The 17095-nt window shown below is 35.2% G+C and carries 10 protein-coding genes; 8 read left to right on the plus strand and 2 right to left on the minus strand.

Translation table 11 applies throughout. The features are described 5' to 3' along the window. The first annotated feature begins 9 nt into the window (after window positions 1-9). The 4 genes from H710_RS04340 to mfd all read left to right on the plus strand — a co-directional run bounded on the left by H710_RS04340 (window position 10) and on the right by mfd (window position 5827). On the plus strand, window positions 10-1278 hold the full coding sequence (locus H710_RS04340; RefSeq protein WP_041849611.1) for a lipoprotein-releasing ABC transporter permease subunit: 1269 nt from the start codon (window positions 10-12) through the stop codon (window positions 1276-1278). After that, window positions 1278-1958, plus strand: coding sequence for an ABC transporter ATP-binding protein (locus H710_RS04345; protein ID WP_041849612.1), 681 nt, complete (start codon window positions 1278-1280; stop codon window positions 1956-1958). Before H710_RS04340 ends, H710_RS04345 begins: the two co-directional genes overlap by 1 nt. Before the next feature lie 78 nt (window positions 1959-2036). Next, window positions 2037-2330 (plus strand): succinate dehydrogenase assembly factor 2, encoded by a 294-nt coding sequence (locus tag H710_RS04350; protein WP_041849613.1) that lies wholly within the window; start codon window positions 2037-2039, stop codon window positions 2328-2330. Window positions 2331-2335: 5 nt separating this feature from the next. Next, window positions 2336-5827, plus strand: a complete 3492-nt coding sequence (gene mfd, locus H710_RS04355; RefSeq protein ID WP_041849614.1) for a transcription-repair coupling factor — start codon at window positions 2336-2338, stop codon at window positions 5825-5827. An 85-nt stretch (window positions 5828-5912) separates the two neighbouring features. Here the strand turns inward: mfd and H710_RS04360 are convergent, their stop codons facing one another. Continuing rightward, entirely contained in the window at window positions 5913-7640 is a 1728-nt protein-coding gene (locus tag H710_RS04360; protein WP_244875592.1) for an extracellular solute-binding protein, read from the minus strand. A 322-nt stretch (window positions 7641-7962) separates the two neighbouring features. Here H710_RS04360 and H710_RS04365 point away from each other — a divergent pair, with 322 nt between their 5' ends. Further along, window positions 7963-8577 (plus strand): invasion associated locus B family protein, encoded by a 615-nt coding sequence (locus H710_RS04365; protein ID WP_041849616.1) that lies wholly within the window; start codon window positions 7963-7965, stop codon window positions 8575-8577. 96 nt (window positions 8578-8673) lie between these two features. Here the strand turns inward: H710_RS04365 and H710_RS04370 are convergent, their stop codons facing one another. Continuing rightward, complete coding sequence (locus H710_RS04370; RefSeq protein WP_041849617.1) at window positions 8674-11220, minus strand: Rne/Rng family ribonuclease; 2547 nt, start codon at window positions 11218-11220, stop codon at window positions 8674-8676. 547 nt (window positions 11221-11767) lie between these two features. On the opposite strand from H710_RS04370, the gene H710_RS04375 reads away from it, so the two are divergent. From H710_RS04375 to prfB, 3 genes are all read left to right on the plus strand, one after another. Beyond that, window positions 11768-13006, plus strand: a complete 1239-nt coding sequence (locus tag H710_RS04375) for an N-acetylmuramoyl-L-alanine amidase (RefSeq protein WP_041849618.1) — start codon at window positions 11768-11770, stop codon at window positions 13004-13006. Between the two features lie 163 nt (window positions 13007-13169). Continuing rightward, window positions 13170-15641 carry a penicillin-binding protein 1A gene (locus tag H710_RS04380; RefSeq protein WP_041849619.1) on the plus strand — a complete coding sequence of 824 codons (2472 nt, stop codon included), beginning with the start codon at window positions 13170-13172 and terminating at the stop codon, window positions 15639-15641. A 222-nt stretch (window positions 15642-15863) separates the two neighbouring features. Further along, window positions 15864-16995, plus strand: a protein-coding gene (gene prfB, locus H710_RS04385; RefSeq protein ID WP_155367626.1) for a peptide chain release factor 2 whose coding sequence is annotated in 2 segments (ribosomal slippage) — window positions 15864-15932 and window positions 15934-16995 — 1131 coding nt in all. Because the reading frame shifts where the segments join, the coding sequence is not laid out codon by codon here. Window positions 16996-17095 lie beyond the last annotated feature (100 nt).

The raw sequence follows: 17095 nt of genomic DNA on the forward strand, positions 1-17095 counted from the left end.
AGCAATTCTATGAAGAGTTTAAGCAGTAAAGGATTTTCATCTTATCAATGGATGATCGCTTTACGATATATGATTCCTAATAAAAAACATATATTTACATCTATTATTTCAATTATTTCTTTAATTGGAATTATGTTGGGAGTTTTTGCTTTAATTGTTGTTATGGCTGTTATGAATGGTTTTCGTACGGAGCTTCTCAATCGCATTCTTGGCATGAATGGGCACCTTATTATTCAAACAATGGATTCTGATTTTTCTGATTATAATACCCTTATTCATTCTCTAGAATCTTTAAACGGTGTGCAATTTGTTTTGCCCATCATTGAAGGTCAAGCATTTGTTCAGGGTAATATTGGAGGAGGAACTGGTGCTCTAATTCGTGGCACACGCAAAGAGGATTTGGAAAAACTAAAAACAGTTTCCCAAAATATCAAATCAGGTTCTCTTGCTCAATTTGATCAAGAAGAAGGTGTTGCAATTGGTAGTGGTCTAGCAGAAAAGTTAGGACTTACAATTGGAAGCGATCTTCGTATGATTACACCAGATGGCGATGAGACGCCCTTTGGTGTTATGCCACGTGTTAGGGCCTATAAAGTGATTGCTATTTTTGAAGTTGGTATGTCTGAGTATGACTCGATTTTTATTTTTATGCCTCTTCATGAAGCACAAGCGTTTTTTAATCTTGGGACAACAACTCAATCTTTAGAGTTATTTCTTCATGATCCTGATATTATTGATCAGGTAAAACCAGTCATCATGAAAGAAATTGATCAACCAGTTTATTTAGTTGACTGGCGTATGAGAAATCAGGCGTTTTTTTCAGCTTTACAGGTTGAAAGAAATGTCATGTTTTTTATTCTTTCTCTTATTATTCTCGTTGCTACTTTAAATATTGTTTCAGGGTTAATTATGTTTGTAAAAGATAAAAGTCACGATATTGCAATTTTGCGCACGATGGGAGCACGTCGAAACGAAATTATGTGCATATTTATTGCTACTGGTATGGTGATTGGATTTATTGGAACAGCATTAGGTTTGGTTTTGGGTATTATAACTATCGTAAATATTAATCATATTCAAGATTTTATATCTTGGCTATTTAATGTTGATGTTTTTAATCCTCAACTTTATTTTTTAGCAAAATTACCAGCACGGATCGAATGGGATCAAACTCTTATGGTAGCCGTGATGGCTCTATTTTTGTCATTTCTTGCAACACTCATTCCAGCATGGCGAGCTGCTAAGTTAGACCCCGTACAGATTTTGAGGTATGAGTAATGTCTGTTGTCTTAGAGCTTATTGAGATTGAGCGACATTTTTTTGATAATGACAAACCTTTGATTGTTTTAGATAAAGCTAATTTTCGTCTTCATCAAGGAGAGCTTGTAGCACTTGTTGCACCTTCTGGTGCTGGAAAATCAACACTTCTTCATATTGCTGGATTATTAGAAAAACCAACAGCTGGTGATGTTTTATTACGGGGTGTTTCTTGCACAAAATGCTCAGATAATGAGAGAACAGCGATTAGGCGAAATGATATCGGTTTTATTTATCAATTCCACCATTTACTTCCAGAATTTACAGCATTAGAAAATGTAATGATACCACAAATGATAGCAGGGTTAAAAAAATCAGTAGCAGAAGATCGTGCATTTAAATTATTGCAATATTTGCGAGTGTCTCATCGCGCTAAGCATCGTCCTTCAGAATTATCAGGAGGTGAACAACAACGTGTTGCAATAGCACGTGCAGTAGCAAATGCACCTTCTGTATTGTTGGCTGATGAACCTACTGGAAATCTTGATCCTGTAACTTCAGCTTATGTATTTCAGGCTTTATCGGCACTTGTTCGTCAAGCTGGGCTTTCTGCTCTTATTGCAACACATAATTACGCTTTGGCTAAACAGATGCACCGTAGAATTACGCTGAAAGGAAGAAAAATTATTGAACTTCCTTAAAAAATGAAATCCAAAGTTATTCTAAAAAATTAAACACTACACTTTTATGCCTATTTTCGCTGATTAGGAAGGGTTTTTATGACAGATTTTGTAGTTGATAAAAATCAGCAACTAGATATACGTCGTCGTCGGTTGATTTTTCGTGCATGGCATCGGGGTACTCGTGAAATGGATTTGGTTTTTGGGCCGTATGTTGATGCTCATCTTTCTAAGATGAGTGATGAAACAATTTCTGAGCTTGAATATATTATGTCTTTTGAAGATCGCGATTTACTCACATGGATTACTGGAGAAGCTATTACACCACCTAAGGTGGATAGTCCGCTTTTTCATGACATCATAAATTATCGTGTTTGTATAAATTGTAATTGATCAAGATGCCTATATTTGAAAAAATTATTTTTCCCAAAAATCAACGTGATTCAATGGTTATTGATGGGGTTATTGATGGAGTTGAGGCTTTTGCTCTCGCTCAATTAAGTGCAAAAATTGCTCAAGGTAAGCCACTTGTTTATATCGTTCGTGATGAAACAAAAATTGCTTATTTGCAGCAAGCTTTAAGTTTTGTTGAGCCTCATTTGCCTATTCTTCATTTTCCTGCGTGGGATTGTTTACCTTATGATCGTGTATCACCTACAATAACTATTACTGCACGTAGGCTTTCAGTTCTGGCACATATATCGACTTTACGTAATAATCCACATCCTGCTATTATAGTGACAACAGCAAACGCAATCATTCAAAAATTGCCACCATGCGCAATGATTGATAGTCAGATTCTTCATGTACGTGTCGGTCAGCGTGTTGATATGGATCATTTGATCCATTACTTAGAACGTAATAGCTTTGAACGTGTTGGAATTGTGCGTGATATTGGTGAATATGCTGTAAGAGGAGGAATTATTGATATTTTTTCTCCAAGCGAGGTTGAACCTTCACGTCTTGATTTTTTTGGCAATACCTTAGAGACAATCCGTGTATTTGATACAGAAACGCAACGGACAATAAAAAATAAAACTGAGTTTTTTCTGCAATCAATGAGCGAGGTTATCCTCACACCGGAGCTCATCAGTCGATTTAAAAGAAATTATATCAGTACATTTGGTGTACCACAAAAAAATGATACACTCTATGAAGCCATTTCTCAAGGAAGACGTGTTGCTGGCATGGAGCATTGGTTGCCATTTTTTTATGAAAAGCTCGACAGTTTTTTTGATTATTGTGGTAATTTTCCTATTATTTTTGAAAATCTTATACAAGAAGCTCTGATTGAACGTTATCGTCTTATTAAAGATTATTATGCTGCTCGCAAAGAGCACGAAAATGATAAAGAAAGTGATGTTTCTTATCATCCAGTAGAACCACATCTACTGTATATGAGGCTAGAGGAAGTTTTAGAATGTGTACAACAATCAGCTCAACGTATTGATTTTACGCCTTTTAATGTCCCTAAAACTTCTGAACAGATAACGGTTTTTCATGTGAATGTTATTCCAGGATATGATTTCGTAAAAGAGCGTAATGCGCAAGATAAAAATATTTTTTTAAGTGTGGTTGATCATATTTCTTCATTGCAATCTGCTGGTAAAAAAATTCTTCTAGCCTGTTGGAGCGAAGGATCTATGGATCGCTTATTGCAAGTGCTCGATGAATATGGATTAAAAAAAGTAGAAATTGCAAAATCATTAAGCACTGTAAAAACAAGTTCATCTCATTCTATATTTGCAGCTGTTATAATGATTGATCATGGTTTTGAATCTGAAGATTTCGTTATTATAACAGAACAAGATATTTTTGGTGATCGATTAGTAAAATCTTCGAAACAGCGTAGACGCAATGCGAATTTTATTTCTGAAATTTCTACATTAAATTCTGGTGATTTTGTTGTTCATATTGATCACGGTGTTGGGCAATTTATTGGTCTCAAAACTATTATGACAGGCGGAATTTTACGTGATTGTCTTGAAATCAGTTATGCTGGAGATGATCGATTATTTTTGCCTGTTGAAAATGTAGAACTTCTATCACGTTATGGATCAGAAGATACAGATGTAACATTAGATAAATTAGGTGGTGTTGCTTGGCAAGCACGTAAAACACGGCTTAAAAAGCATTTATTGCAGATTGCTGGGCAATTAATCTCTATAGCTGCAGAGCGCTCTATGCGTTCTGCTCCTGTTTTGACTCCACCAGTTAGCCTATTTGATGAATTTGTTGCACGCTTTCCTTATGAAGAAACAGAAGATCAGATGAATGCAATTGATGCGGTTTTGGATGACTTAGAAGCAGGAAAACCAATGGATCGTCTCATATGTGGTGATGTTGGTTTTGGCAAAACAGAAGTCGCTATTCGAAGTGCTTTCGTTTCTGCGTTGAATGGTTACCAAACTGCCGTTGTTGTGCCAACAACTTTACTATCACGGCAGCATTACAAGACGTTTATTGCACGTTTTCAAGGATTACCTGTTAAAATTGGTCATGTTTCAAGACTTGTAAAAGCTGCAGAATTGACCAAAGTAAAAAAGGGGATCTCAGATGGTACAATCGATATTGTTATTGGAACGCATGCGTTATTGAGCGGATCAGTTAATTTTTCACGATTAGGGTTATTGATCATCGATGAAGAGCAGCACTTTGGTGTAAAGCACAAAGAACATCTCAAAGAGCTTAAAAATGATATTCATGTTCTTACACTTTCAGCAACCCCTATACCAAGAACTTTAGGACTTGCTTTATCAGGGGTGCGTGAACTCTCATTAATTACGACTCCACCTATTGATAGAATGGCAGTTCGTACTTTTATTTCACCTTTTGATGCACTTGTTATACGCGAAACATTGCTGCGTGAGTATTATCGTGGAGGACAGAGTTTTTATGTTTGTCCTCGTGTTTCTGATCTTTCTTACGTGGAAGAATATCTTAAAAAGTACGTACCTGAGCTCAAATTTGTTATAGCCCATGGAAAAATGCCAGCTGGACAGCTTGATGATATTATGAATGCATTTTATGATGGAAAATACAATGTACTGCTTTCCACGACTATCATTGAATCAGGTCTTGATATTCCAACTGCTAATACATTAATTGTGCATCGTGCTGAGATGTTTGGTCTCTCTGCACTTTATCAATTACGGGGAAGAGTGGGGCGTTCCAAACAACGCGCTTATACACTTTTTACTTTTCCATCTAATAAAGTTTTAACGCCTGCTGCTCAGCGTCGTCTTAAAGTTTTGCAGTCTCTTGATACTTTAGGAGCGGGTTTTCAATTGGCTAGTCATGACATGGATATTCGTGGTTCAGGTAATTTTTTAGGCGAAGAACAGTCAGGACATATTAAAGAAGTTGGATTTGAGCTTTATCAAAAAATGCTTGAAGAGGCCATTTCTGAGTTAAAAGAAGGAAAACATAATGAAGATCTTCAATGGTCACCTCAAATTTCAATAGGTGCAACAGTTTTAATACCAGAAAATTTTATCCCTGATTTATCATTACGTATGAGTCTTTATCGCCGTTTAATGGCTCTTGAGAATTTAGAGGAAATTAATGAATTAGGAGCTGAATTGATCGATCGTTTTGGTCCTCTTCCATTAGAAGTTCAACATCTACTTAAGATTGTTTATATCAAAGCTTTATGTCGAAAAGCACGCGTAGAAAAATTGGATGTTGGACCCAAAGGTGTTATTATTCAGTTTCGCAATAATCATTTTAGCAACAGTACTGCTCTTGTTCAATGGATTGAAGAACAAGGTTCAATGGCAAAAATCCGACCAGACCAAACTATTGTGTTTATTCGTGATTGGCAAACAGCAGATAAAAGACTACTGGGAGCAGAAATCATTATGACAAAACTTACAGAAATGATACAGTGATCTCCTTTTAGAAATCTATAATTCATTTTGTAGCTGTTTTAAATTGTGAGTTTTATAAGATATATAAATTATAAATAATTTTTCTTCATTCACGCCACCAAGTTGGAAGACGATATCCGTATAGTGGTGTGTAAGAGGGATGTTTAATATATGACCAACGAGCTATCCATTGTTCAGGTACATGATAAAGCGGTATATAGTAACTACCAGAAATAAGGATTCTATCTAAAGCACGAACTGCTGAAATAAAATCAACACTTGAGCGTGCATCAAGCATCGCTTTTATCATTGCATCTATCGCAGGATCAGCTGTTCCGGCGAAATTAAAACTTCCTTTCAAATTTCGAGAATCTGAACCCCAACGATTTATTTGTTCGTTCCCTGGTGATAAAGAGTTTTTTAATTTTCCAATAATCATATCATAATCAAACGTTCCTAAGCGGTTTTGATATTGGGTATCATCAACAGTTCTTATTTCAACATCAATACCAAGACGTGACAAACTACTCTGAAATGCAAGAGCAACCTTTTCTTCGTCAAATGTTTGAGTCATAATTTCAAATTGCAAAGGTAAGCCATTAGGAGCAATAGCTTTGTTATTTTTTCTAGTAAAACCTGCTTCTTGTAAGAGTTTCCAGGCTTTCTGAGCAATTTTTCGCTCCATACCTGAACCATCTGTTTTTGGCATACGCCAGCTTCCATCCATAACCTCAGGAAGAACTGAATCAGGATAAGGTGCTAAAAGAGCTTTTTCTTCTGCACTAGCAGGTTTACCAACGGACGAAAGAATAGAACCTGCCCAATAACCTTCTATTCTTTTATAAACATTATCAAAAAAATGATGATTGACCCATTCAAAGTCGACAAGCATTGATAATGCTTGTCGTACTTTTCTGTCTTTAAAAACAGCACGACGCGTATTAAAAACAAAACCAATCATGTCAGCGGGTGTACTTTTTGAAAATTCTTCTTTGATAACTCGCCCTTCACGAACAGCTGGAAAATTATAAGAAAGACGCCAGCGATTTGAATTAGCAGACCCTTCAATGAAGATATCAATAATTCCCTTTTTAAAAGCTTCAAAACGTGCCGTATCATTTCGAAAATATTCGATTTGGATGGTATCAAAATTGTTCAATCCTTTGTTAACAGGAAGATCTTTACCCCAATAATTGGGATCGCGCTTATAAATAATTCTTTCACCAGGATCCACGTGATGGATAATATAAGGTCCGCTTCCTGGCATTTTAACAAGACCGTTCTTTTCAAAATCATCAACATTAATAGCATGTTTTGGCAAAATTGGCATGGCACTAGCCAAAAGAAGTGGAAACTCACGATCTTTTGAGTGTGGAAAATTCATTCTAATACCGTGGTTGCCAATTATTTCAATAGATTCTATGTTTTTTATATATCGATTAAATGGAGGTCTTCCTTTTTCTTTAAGCAGCTCGATTGTAAATAAAACATCTTCGATTTTTATAGGCTCTCCATCTGAAAAACGTGCTTTGGGATTAAGAAAAAAAGTAATTTTTGTGCGTTCTTCATTAAGTTCAACTTTTTCTGCTAAAAGGCTGTAAAGCGTAAAAGGTTCATCACGGGAACGTACCATCATTGTTTCATAAACAAGACCAGAAAACTGCTCATCCGCAAAAAGCCCTCTTGCTGTTGTTCGAAAACTACGTATGACAAACGGATTTAATCCATCAAACGTTCCAACAACACCGTAGGTTATTTTACCCTCTTGATTTGCATTAGGAGAAGCATAAGGAAAATGATCAAAATTATCTGGTAGTTTTGGTGTTCCATGCATTGCAATACCAATTGCTGAAACCTCATGACAAAAAAGGAGAGTGATAAAAATAAGGAATAGTTTAAGATAATGAGAACTGTAAGGTATCATGAAGATTCACTTTGATCATTTGATAAAATTGATTCATTTTGACAATATACTTTATTTCATGATTCTAAGGTATTTTTAGAGTCAATTTATGAGATTTTTATCTTTGGTTTAATTAAATAATACAAAAAGATCTCATTTTATTAATTAATTTTATAAACCTGATTGAAAATGATACTTAATATCCCTATGTTAAGTCTAATTATGAAAGCGCGTTGAAAGGATTAACTTGATCATGTCGCATAAAAATGCCTATACTGCTATTTCGGTATTAGCTGGAATTTCTACTCTTTTTTTTGCATTCTCTATTCCAGCAAGTGCACAGACTCTGTCTCAAGGCTGGTATAAAATTTGCAGTAAACAGGGTGATGTCGATGTCTGTAACACGATGAATAGTGTTGTGTCGAATACTGGACAACCCTTAACAGTTATTAATTTAGTTGAAGTAAAGGGAGCGCAAAATGAAAAGCGTATAGGTGTTCAGGTACCTACAGGTCGTTTTATACCAGAAGGTGTCCATGTAAAAATTGGAGATAGCTTTTCTGAAAAGATTCCTTATGTTCTTTGTAATGGAGCAAGCTGTATTGCTAATGATGTTTTAAGTGATAAACTCATTTCTGCTATGAAAGCTGGCTCAAAAATGGTTATTACTACAATTAATTTTCGAGGTTCAGAGAATCCTATAGAGCTTTCCCTTAATGGTTTCACTACTGCATACACAGGCCCTGGTGTAGATGAGAAGACTTTTCAACAAGAACAAATGAAATTGCAGAAAGCTGTTCAATTAAAGCAAAAAGAAATTGAAGATCGTATGCGTGCTGAACAAGAAAAAGCTAAACAGGAGAAATAAAAGGGAAGGAATTATACATCCCTTTCTTCTATTTCAAAATTTCTTTTTTATAGGTAATTGAGTTAGAATCGCTACAGAATATGTAGCGGTTTTATATTATTCAGTTTTAAGGAAAGTTTTGCGTTTCCACCAACCAACACGCTTAGTTTGTTGAAACGTTTCAGAAGTTGATGAGGTAATAGTCATTTTAGTTGAATCTTTTTCAACTATTGCTTCTGGTTCAAGCTTTTCTTTTGAGATTGCTGATTCCTTAATGGAATTTTTTTGCTTTTGACGTGTTGATTTTCTTGTTTTTATAGTTTCTTCTTTAACAATTATCTCAGAAATTGGTTCACTAATTTTTTTTCCTTTAGTTATTAAATTATTTTCGAAAACTTCTGTTGTTATTTGTTTATCATTTTCAAGAATTTTCTGAGAAACCTTTCTAGGGTGTGTTTTATGCTTTTTAGACTTATGATTTACATTAGCTTTTGAAACACTATTTTGTGTTTTCATAAGGTGTCTTTTATTATTTTGGGGTTGACTAAATCCAACAGGCTCAGCATTTGGAACATAAGATTTGCGACGTTCTGCTTTAATTTCTGCTAATGCTTGTTGAGCAAAATTTCCAACTGGTTCTGCGTAAGGAGTGCGGAACTGATAAAAATTGTTACCTTGGTTACGACGATTTCCACGGCGTCCACGACAACGCCCACGATGACGAGTCTCTTCACCATTTTGAACATCATTTTCATGAGAAGCATGAAGAGAATTATCTGTGGATTCAGTTATCTTATGCGAACGTTGTTTGTTATTTTTAATAAGCATCGAATCTTCAATAGATTCAACTTTTACTGAGAGTATATTGTTGACTTTTTTCTTGCTTTCATTTTCAGAAGTGGTTGGAGATAGGTTATCTTCTTTTGCTGAAGTTCCTTTTAAAATGAGGAGGTGTTGCATTCCAATGCTATCATCTGCTTCAATGCTAATATTGAGTTTAAAGCGTGTCTCCAAATCAACAAGAATATTGCGTTTATAATTTAACACATAAAATGCTGTTGCTGTAGGGGTTCGTACAATAATGTTATGCTGCGAATTATGTAGAAGATATTCTTCAATTGAACGCATAACATGTAAAGCAATTGATGATTCAGAGCGTATATTTCCGGTTCCAGAGCAATTCGGGCAGGGCTGTGTTGTGCTTTCTAAAACCGATACACGAATACGTTGACGACTCATTTCCAGGAGGCCAAAATTTGAAATACGCCCTACTTGAATACGAGCACGGTCACTTTTTAAACAATCTTTTAATTTTTTTTCAACAAGCTTAATGTTGCGCTTTTCAAGCATATCAATGAAATCAATCACAATCAAACCAGCCAAGTCACGTAAGCGTAATTGACGAGCTATTTCTTCAGCTGCTTCAAGATTTGTTTGTAACGCCGTTTTTTCAACAGAATGTTCTTTAGTAGATCGACCTGAATTTATATCAATAGCAACAAGTGCTTCTGTCTGATTAATAACAAGATAACCACCAGATTTTAAAGAAACTTGCGGATGCAACATCTTGTCAAGTTGAGTTTCAATACCATTGCGTGTAAAAATAGGTATTGAATCTCGGTAAGGTTGAACAGCTTTTGCATGGCTAGGCATAAGCATGCGCATAAAATCTTTAGCTTCACGATATCCTTGGTCACCAGAAACAAGAATTTCAGTAACATTTTTATTATAAAGATCGCGTATAGAGCGTTTTATAAGACTGCTTTCTTCATAAACTAAACAGGGAGCTATTGATTTAAGTGTCAAATTACGAACAGTTTCCCATAATCTTATAAGATATTCATAATCGCGTTTAACTTCAGCTTTTGTTCTATTTTCTCCAGCTGTTCTCAGGATTACTCCCATACCTTTCGGAACTGCTAATCCTTTTACAATTTCTTTGAGACGTTTGCGATCTTGCGTATTAGTAATTTTTCGTGAAATACCACCGCCGCGTGCTGTATTTGGCATTAAAACAGAATAGCGACCCGCTAATGATAAATAAGTTGTTAGTGCTGCACCTTTATTACCACGCTCCTCCTTAATTACTTGAACTAATAAAATTTGACGCCGTTTAATAACTTCTTGAATTTTATATTGACGCTCTTGTTTGGAGTAATCAGTAGGCCTTTCTTCAAAGGAATCTTGTGAATTAATCACTCCATTATCATTATCAGAAGTAAGTACATCAAACGATTCATCATCCATTGTTATTGATTCAGAGAGAATATCATTCTCAATACCTTCTGCTATAGTACAAGAATTCTTTTGTTTCTTTGAGTTTCTTTTACCTTGATTTGTTTCTTCAATGAGATCATCATCATTTTCAAAGGAAACCGCTTCCTCTTCTTTTTCAAGGAGGGCAAGACGATCAGCAACAGGAATTTGATAATAATCAGGGTGAATCTCTGAAAATGTTAAAAATCCATGACGGCCACTCCCATACTCTACAAAGGCTGCTTGAAGAGAAGGTTCTACACGTGTTACACGTGCTAAATAAATATTTCCTTTGAGCTGCTTTTTGTGTTCTGATTCGAAGTCAAATTCTTCAATTTTGTTGCCTTGAACAACAACAACACGTGTTTCCTCCGGGTGGGAGGCATCGATAAGCATTTTGTTTGACATAAGTTAAAATCCTGAAGACGCTATGCGCAATTTTATTTAAACAAACAGCGTAACTATTTATAAATGTAAATGACTGTTTGTTATAAAGGGGGAGTGCAGACATAATGTGATGGGATACCGTACGTAAACATATTATAGTATTTACAGTATCTTCAATCATCATTCCCATCTGTTTTATATGACTCATATTTTACAAGTCTCCGGCAAAACAATTCCGAAAATGGTCAGAATATCCGAACCAGCGAATCTTAAACGCATCCTGTTCTTAGGATATGAAGATTTTCTTATAAAATCCTGAACCTATAGCTATAGGAACAACCTTCTAAAAACGATTCAATGAATTTCATTGATAACTCTTAAGTCAATACTAGATGGTTATGATCCTATAGGATGCGCAAATGTTCTTTTATGTTGATATCATACTTTTGGCAAGTAACAATTCAGTGTACCTTACGATAATGACTTGATTTAGCATTCCATTAAAACATGATTATATTCCATACACGATAAAGTAAGTTATAAATGTAAAATAGAGTTTCTGATTGTAATGATATTTTCACTAAAGTTCTGTATTAAAAAGCTACAAACAGCTTTTGGGGATGTTATTAGGCATTTCTTATGCTGTTTATTATTTTTTATGATATGCCAAACACATATTCAAGCTGCAGAAGCACTAAAACTCATTAGTTTGCGTGCTATTGGCGATAATATGTATACACGTATTATTGTAGTTTTTAATGTTGAACCAAATTTCCATTTACAAATTTTAGATACGCCTGCACGTTTAATTATCAATTTGCCTTTAACTGATTTTTCTTCACAAAATGTGTCATTAAATAAAAAGAATACATTATCAAGTATGTTATCAGATGTGCGTTATGGTTTTTCTGATACACAAACCTCACGCATTATTTTAACGAGTAATGTCGTTTTTTCTGTTGAAAAAACTACAGTGCAAAAATTAGATAATGGTTCATGGCAAATGTTGATTGATATTGCACTCAGTACACAACAAAAATTTAATGAAACATTTAAAAAACAACAGTTAGTTAACAATACTATAAAAACACAACAACCAAATTTAAAATATCCTTTTTGTGTTACTATTGATCCTGGTCATGGTGGAATTGATAGTGGTGCGCAAGGTATTACTGGTATTTTAGAAAAAGATATAACTCTAGCCTTCGCACGTGCATTGCGAGATGAGTTAGAAAAATATACTGATATTGATGTTATGCTAACACGCGATTCTGATGTATTTTTAAGATTAAACGAGAGAATTAAAAAAGCACAAAAATTTTGTGCTGATCTTTTTATATCAATTCACGCGGATACTATTAATACTCCCTCTCTGCGTGGTGCTACAGTGTATACTATCTCTGATAAAGCATCTGATGCAATAGCAAAAACTTTAGCTGAGAGTGAAAACAAAGTTGATCTTCTTGATGGACTACCTGCGGAGGAACTTCCTGAAGTTGCAGATATTTTGATTGATCTTACTCAACGTGAAACTCATGCATTTTCAGTTAATTTTGCTGATCGTGTTATTTTAAATCTATCAAACAGTAATATTCATTTGATTAATAATCCTCATCGATATGCTAATTTTCAAGTTTTAAAAGCCCCCAATGTACCTTCTGTGTTGATAGAAATAGGTTATTTATCTAATAAAGAGGATGAAGAATTATTGAATAATCCTCAATGGAGAAAAAAAATGGCGGCTTCTATTGCTCATGCTATTTTTCAGTTTTTTCAATATCAACAAAAGATTATGCAATCTCTTTAAAGTAAATAAAAATAAAGTATTAATGTTAAATCTAAATATAAAAGAGTAAAATAACAAAAAATAGTCTTGCATTTATATTAATTCAGTCACAATTATGCTCTATGAATAACAGAGCATAGTAGGTTTCACTTACCATACACATAACAAAGCGATACCCATTTTAATGATGATTTTTTTTAGATATTTTTTTCGTTCTTTTATTACTATTGGATTTTATAAAACTGTATTGTTGTTAATAATGACAAATAGTCAAGCTAATGGGCTTCCTGATTATAAGGCTCTTTCGCTTTATGAACCGCCTGTGGTAACGCGTGTACATGCGACTGATGGCAATCTTATGGCAGAGTTTGCAACAAAAAATCGCCTTTATTTACCAATTCAATTAATTCCAAATATTCTTAAAGAAGCTTTTATTTCAGCTGAAGATAAGAATTTTTATAATCATTTTGGTTTAGATCCTGAGGGGATTTCTAGAGCTTTAATCAGTAATATCATTCATATGGGTTCTGGTCGACGTCCAGAGGGGGCATCAACCATTACACAGCAAGTTGCTAAAAACTTTTTATTAAATTCAGATCCAACATTTGAACGTAAATTAAAAGAAGCTATTCTTGCGATGCGTATTGAAAGAACTTATTCAAAAGATCACATTCTGGAATTGTATCTTAATGAAATTTATCTTGGTCGTGGCACATATGGTGTTGCATCAGCTTCATTAACTTATTTTAATAAATCTGTCGATGAACTTACTTTGGAGGAATGCGCTTATCTTGCTGCTCTTCCTAAAGCTCCTGCAAATTACGATCCGTTCAGACATACACAACGGGCTATTGAGCGGCGTAATTGGGTTATAGATCGGATGGTTGTTAATAGATACATAACATTAGAACAAGGTGAACAAGCTAAAGAAAAACCTTTAGGAGTAGTCTTACGTGGACGTGATAGTTACGTTTTTGCTGCTGATTATTTTACTGAGGAAGTTCGCCGTGATTTAATGAATCGTTATGGGGCTGAAGCACTGTATAAGGGCGGGTTTTCAGTGCGTACAACGCTTGATCCGCATTTGCAGCTTATTGCACGGCATGCTTTGCAAAATGGCTTAATTAAATTTGATCACACACAAGGATGGCGTGGAGCCTATAAACATATTGATAATCAAAAAGAAAAAGATTGGGGTATAGCGCTTGCAGATATTCCTAAGTTAAGTGATGTGCCCGAATGGGATTTAGCAGTTGTTCTTTCTGCAGACGCTAACAAAATAGAGATTGGTTTACAACCAAAACTTGAAGAGTCAGGTTTATTATCAAAAAAACGAGAAATTTCTCAATTGTCTACAGAACAATCAAAATGGGCATTAAAGGTTATTAATAAAAATGGTCATTTCAAAACTGTCAAAAATTTATCTGATGTTTTGCATATTGGAGATGTTATTTTCGTTAAAAAATTATCCGATGCAGACAATATGTATAGCTTACAACAAATACCTAAAGTTGAAGGTGCAATTGTTGTAATGGACCCTCATACAGGTCGAGTTCTTGCAATGATAGGTGGTTTTTCTTTCGCTGTATCTGAATTTAACCGTGCAACACAAGCTTACCGTCAGACTGGTTCTGCTTTTAAACCGTTCGTTTATGCAGCAGCTCTTGATAATGGATATACACCAGCATCAGTCATATTAGATGCTCCTGTTGAAATTCGCCAAAGTAATGGCACAGTTTGGCAACCTAAAAATTATGGTGATACATTTGCAGGACCTTCAACGTTACGTTATGGTATTGAGTATTCTCGTAATTTGATGACTGTTCGTCTCGCTAATGATATGGGAATGAATCTGGTTTCCGAATATGCAGAGCGTTTTGGCGTTGCAAGTAAATTACCGCCTTATCTTCCTATGGCTTTAGGAGCTGGTGAAACAACAGTTTTAAAAATGGTAACAGCTTATTCAGTTATTGCAAATGGAGGGCGCTCTCTTCAACCTTCCCTTATAGATCGTATTCAAGATCGTTATGGAAGAACGATATACCGTCATGATAACCGCCTATGTGAAAATTGTAATGCTCAATCATGGGATTATCAGAGTGAACCCAAATTGATTGATGAACGAGATCAAGTTCTTGATCCTATGACAGCTTATCAGATTACTTCAATGATGGAAGGAGCTGTTAAGCGTGGTACAGCTGCAAGTTTGCGTTACCTTAATCAGCACATTGCTGGCAAAACAGGCACAACTAATGACTCTAAAGACGCGTGGTTTATAGGATTTACGCCTGATCTTGTAGTTGGTGTTTTTTTAGGATACGACCAACCAGCTTCACTAGGACATAAAGGAACAGGAAGTGCGTTAGTAGTACCTATTTTTGGTGAGTTTATGAACAATGCCCTAAAAGACAAACCGGATGTTCCGTTTAAAGTACCAGATGATATGATTTTAATGGCAATTAATCGTAAAACAGGCATGCTTGCTGTAGAAGGGGACACTGATGTTATCATAGAAGCATTCAAACCAGGAACTGGTCCTTCTGATATGTATCAGGTTATTGGTGGAACAAATTCTTTTCAAGAGGGCGTACCTACAGTAACAACGTCTCCGCAAGTTCATAAGGCTCTTGAAAGTGGTACTGGTGGATTGTATTGAAGTGAGTATACACGAAAATTAGTTACTTTAGATGGTCCTATAATAAAATATAGTAATAGTAGAAAATTTATGTAATCATAAGCTGTTATGGGTGATATTCACTTATTTCTGTAATTAAACTACGATCAGTAAATTGACGAAAGAGGACAACATCCTCTATATAAGAAATGTAGAAAATAGAGATGTTGTGGCAGTAAAAATAAAGGCTGAGAGTGCTAAATTATGCGAACAGAAATAGAAACATTAGTCGATGAAATTCAGCAGGCACTTCAATTGCTAAGGAGGCATCTTTGACTGGGATCAGTCGCTGAAACGTCTTAAATATCTTAATCAAAAGACAGAAGATCCATCACTTTGGAATAATGCACAACAAGCGCAAGATATGATGCGTGAGCGTCAATCCCTTGAAGATTCCATTAACAGCATTCAATTATTTACGCAAAAACTTGAAGAATCTATTGAATTAATCGCAATGGGTGAAGAAGAACATGATGTAGATGTTATTGCTGACGCAGAAAACACAATACGTGAATTAAAAAATAAGATAGATAAACGTCAAATTGATATACTTCTTTCAGGAGAAGCAGATTCCAATGATACTTATTTAGAAATTCATGCTGGAGCTGGTGGCACAGAAAGCCAAGATTGGGCTGCCATGCTTCTACGCATGTATACTCGCTGGGCTGAACAGCATAAAATGAAGGTTGAAGTCTTAGAAATTCATGATGGAGAAGAAGCGGGTATAAAATCAGCAACCATTCTCATAAAAGGGCATAATGCCTATGGTATGATAAAAACAGAGTCAGGAGTTCATCGTCTGGTGCGCATTTCACCATATGATTCAAATGCAAGACGTCATACCTCTTTTGCAAGTGTTTGGGTTTATTCCGTTGTTGATGACAATATTGAAGTTGATGTATCAGAGTCCGATGTGCGTATTGATACATATCGTGCATCAGGAGCTGGAGGACAACATGTCAATACAACGGATTCTGCAGTTCGCATCACTCATATAAAAACAGGTATTGTTGTTCAATGTCAAACGGAGCGTTCTCAGCATAAAAATAGAGCAACAGCTTGGTCTATGTTACGTGCGCGTCTTTATGAAGAAGAGCTTAAAAAGCGTGAAGAAGAGACCAATGCCGTTGAAGCTTCTAAAACAGAAATTGGATGGGGGCACCAAATTAGATCTTACGTTCTTCAACCCTATCAGCTTGTTAAAGATTTACGCACAGGCATTGAAAATACTGATCCGCAATCTGTACTTAATGGTGATATAGATAGATTTATAGAAGCAGCACTTGCCCAGCGAGTTTATGGAAAAAAGCAGGTGATTGAAGATACTAATCTATAATATTTAAATTTTCTTGTTATGATCATTTACTTTATCGGTCTTATTTATGATGATTAATCTTATCAAAATTAAATTTACAAAAAAGCACCCATGCTCAATA

The organism is Bartonella bacilliformis Ver097 (genome assembly GCF_000709795.1).
Classification (GTDB): Bacteria; Pseudomonadota; Alphaproteobacteria; order Rhizobiales; family Rhizobiaceae; genus Bartonella; species Bartonella bacilliformis_A.

What these genes read in the sequence shown, in the direction of transcription:
- H710_RS04360 (WP_244875592.1), bottom strand. Translation starts at nt 7,640, where the DNA reads ATGCATGGAACACCAAAACTACCAGATAATTTTGATCATTTTCCTTAT.
- H710_RS04340 (WP_041849611.1), top strand. Translation starts at nt 10, where the DNA reads ATGAAGAGTTTAAGCAGTAAAGGATTTTCATCTTATCAATGGATGATC.
- H710_RS04365 (WP_041849616.1), top strand. Translation starts at nt 7,963, where the DNA reads ATGTCGCATAAAAATGCCTATACTGCTATTTCGGTATTAGCTGGAATT.
- mfd (WP_041849614.1), top strand. Translation starts at nt 2,336, where the DNA reads ATGCCTATATTTGAAAAAATTATTTTTCCCAAAAATCAACGTGATTCA.
- H710_RS04380 (WP_041849619.1), top strand. Translation starts at nt 13,170, where the DNA reads ATGATGATTTTTTTTAGATATTTTTTTCGTTCTTTTATTACTATTGGA.
- H710_RS04345 (WP_041849612.1), top strand. Translation starts at nt 1,278, where the DNA reads ATGTCTGTTGTCTTAGAGCTTATTGAGATTGAGCGACATTTTTTTGAT.
- H710_RS04350 (WP_041849613.1), top strand. Translation starts at nt 2,037, where the DNA reads ATGACAGATTTTGTAGTTGATAAAAATCAGCAACTAGATATACGTCGT.
- H710_RS04370 (WP_041849617.1), bottom strand. Translation starts at nt 11,220, where the DNA reads ATGTCAAACAAAATGCTTATCGATGCCTCCCACCCGGAGGAAACACGT.
- H710_RS04375 (WP_041849618.1), top strand. Translation starts at nt 11,768, where the DNA reads ATGATATTTTCACTAAAGTTCTGTATTAAAAAGCTACAAACAGCTTTT.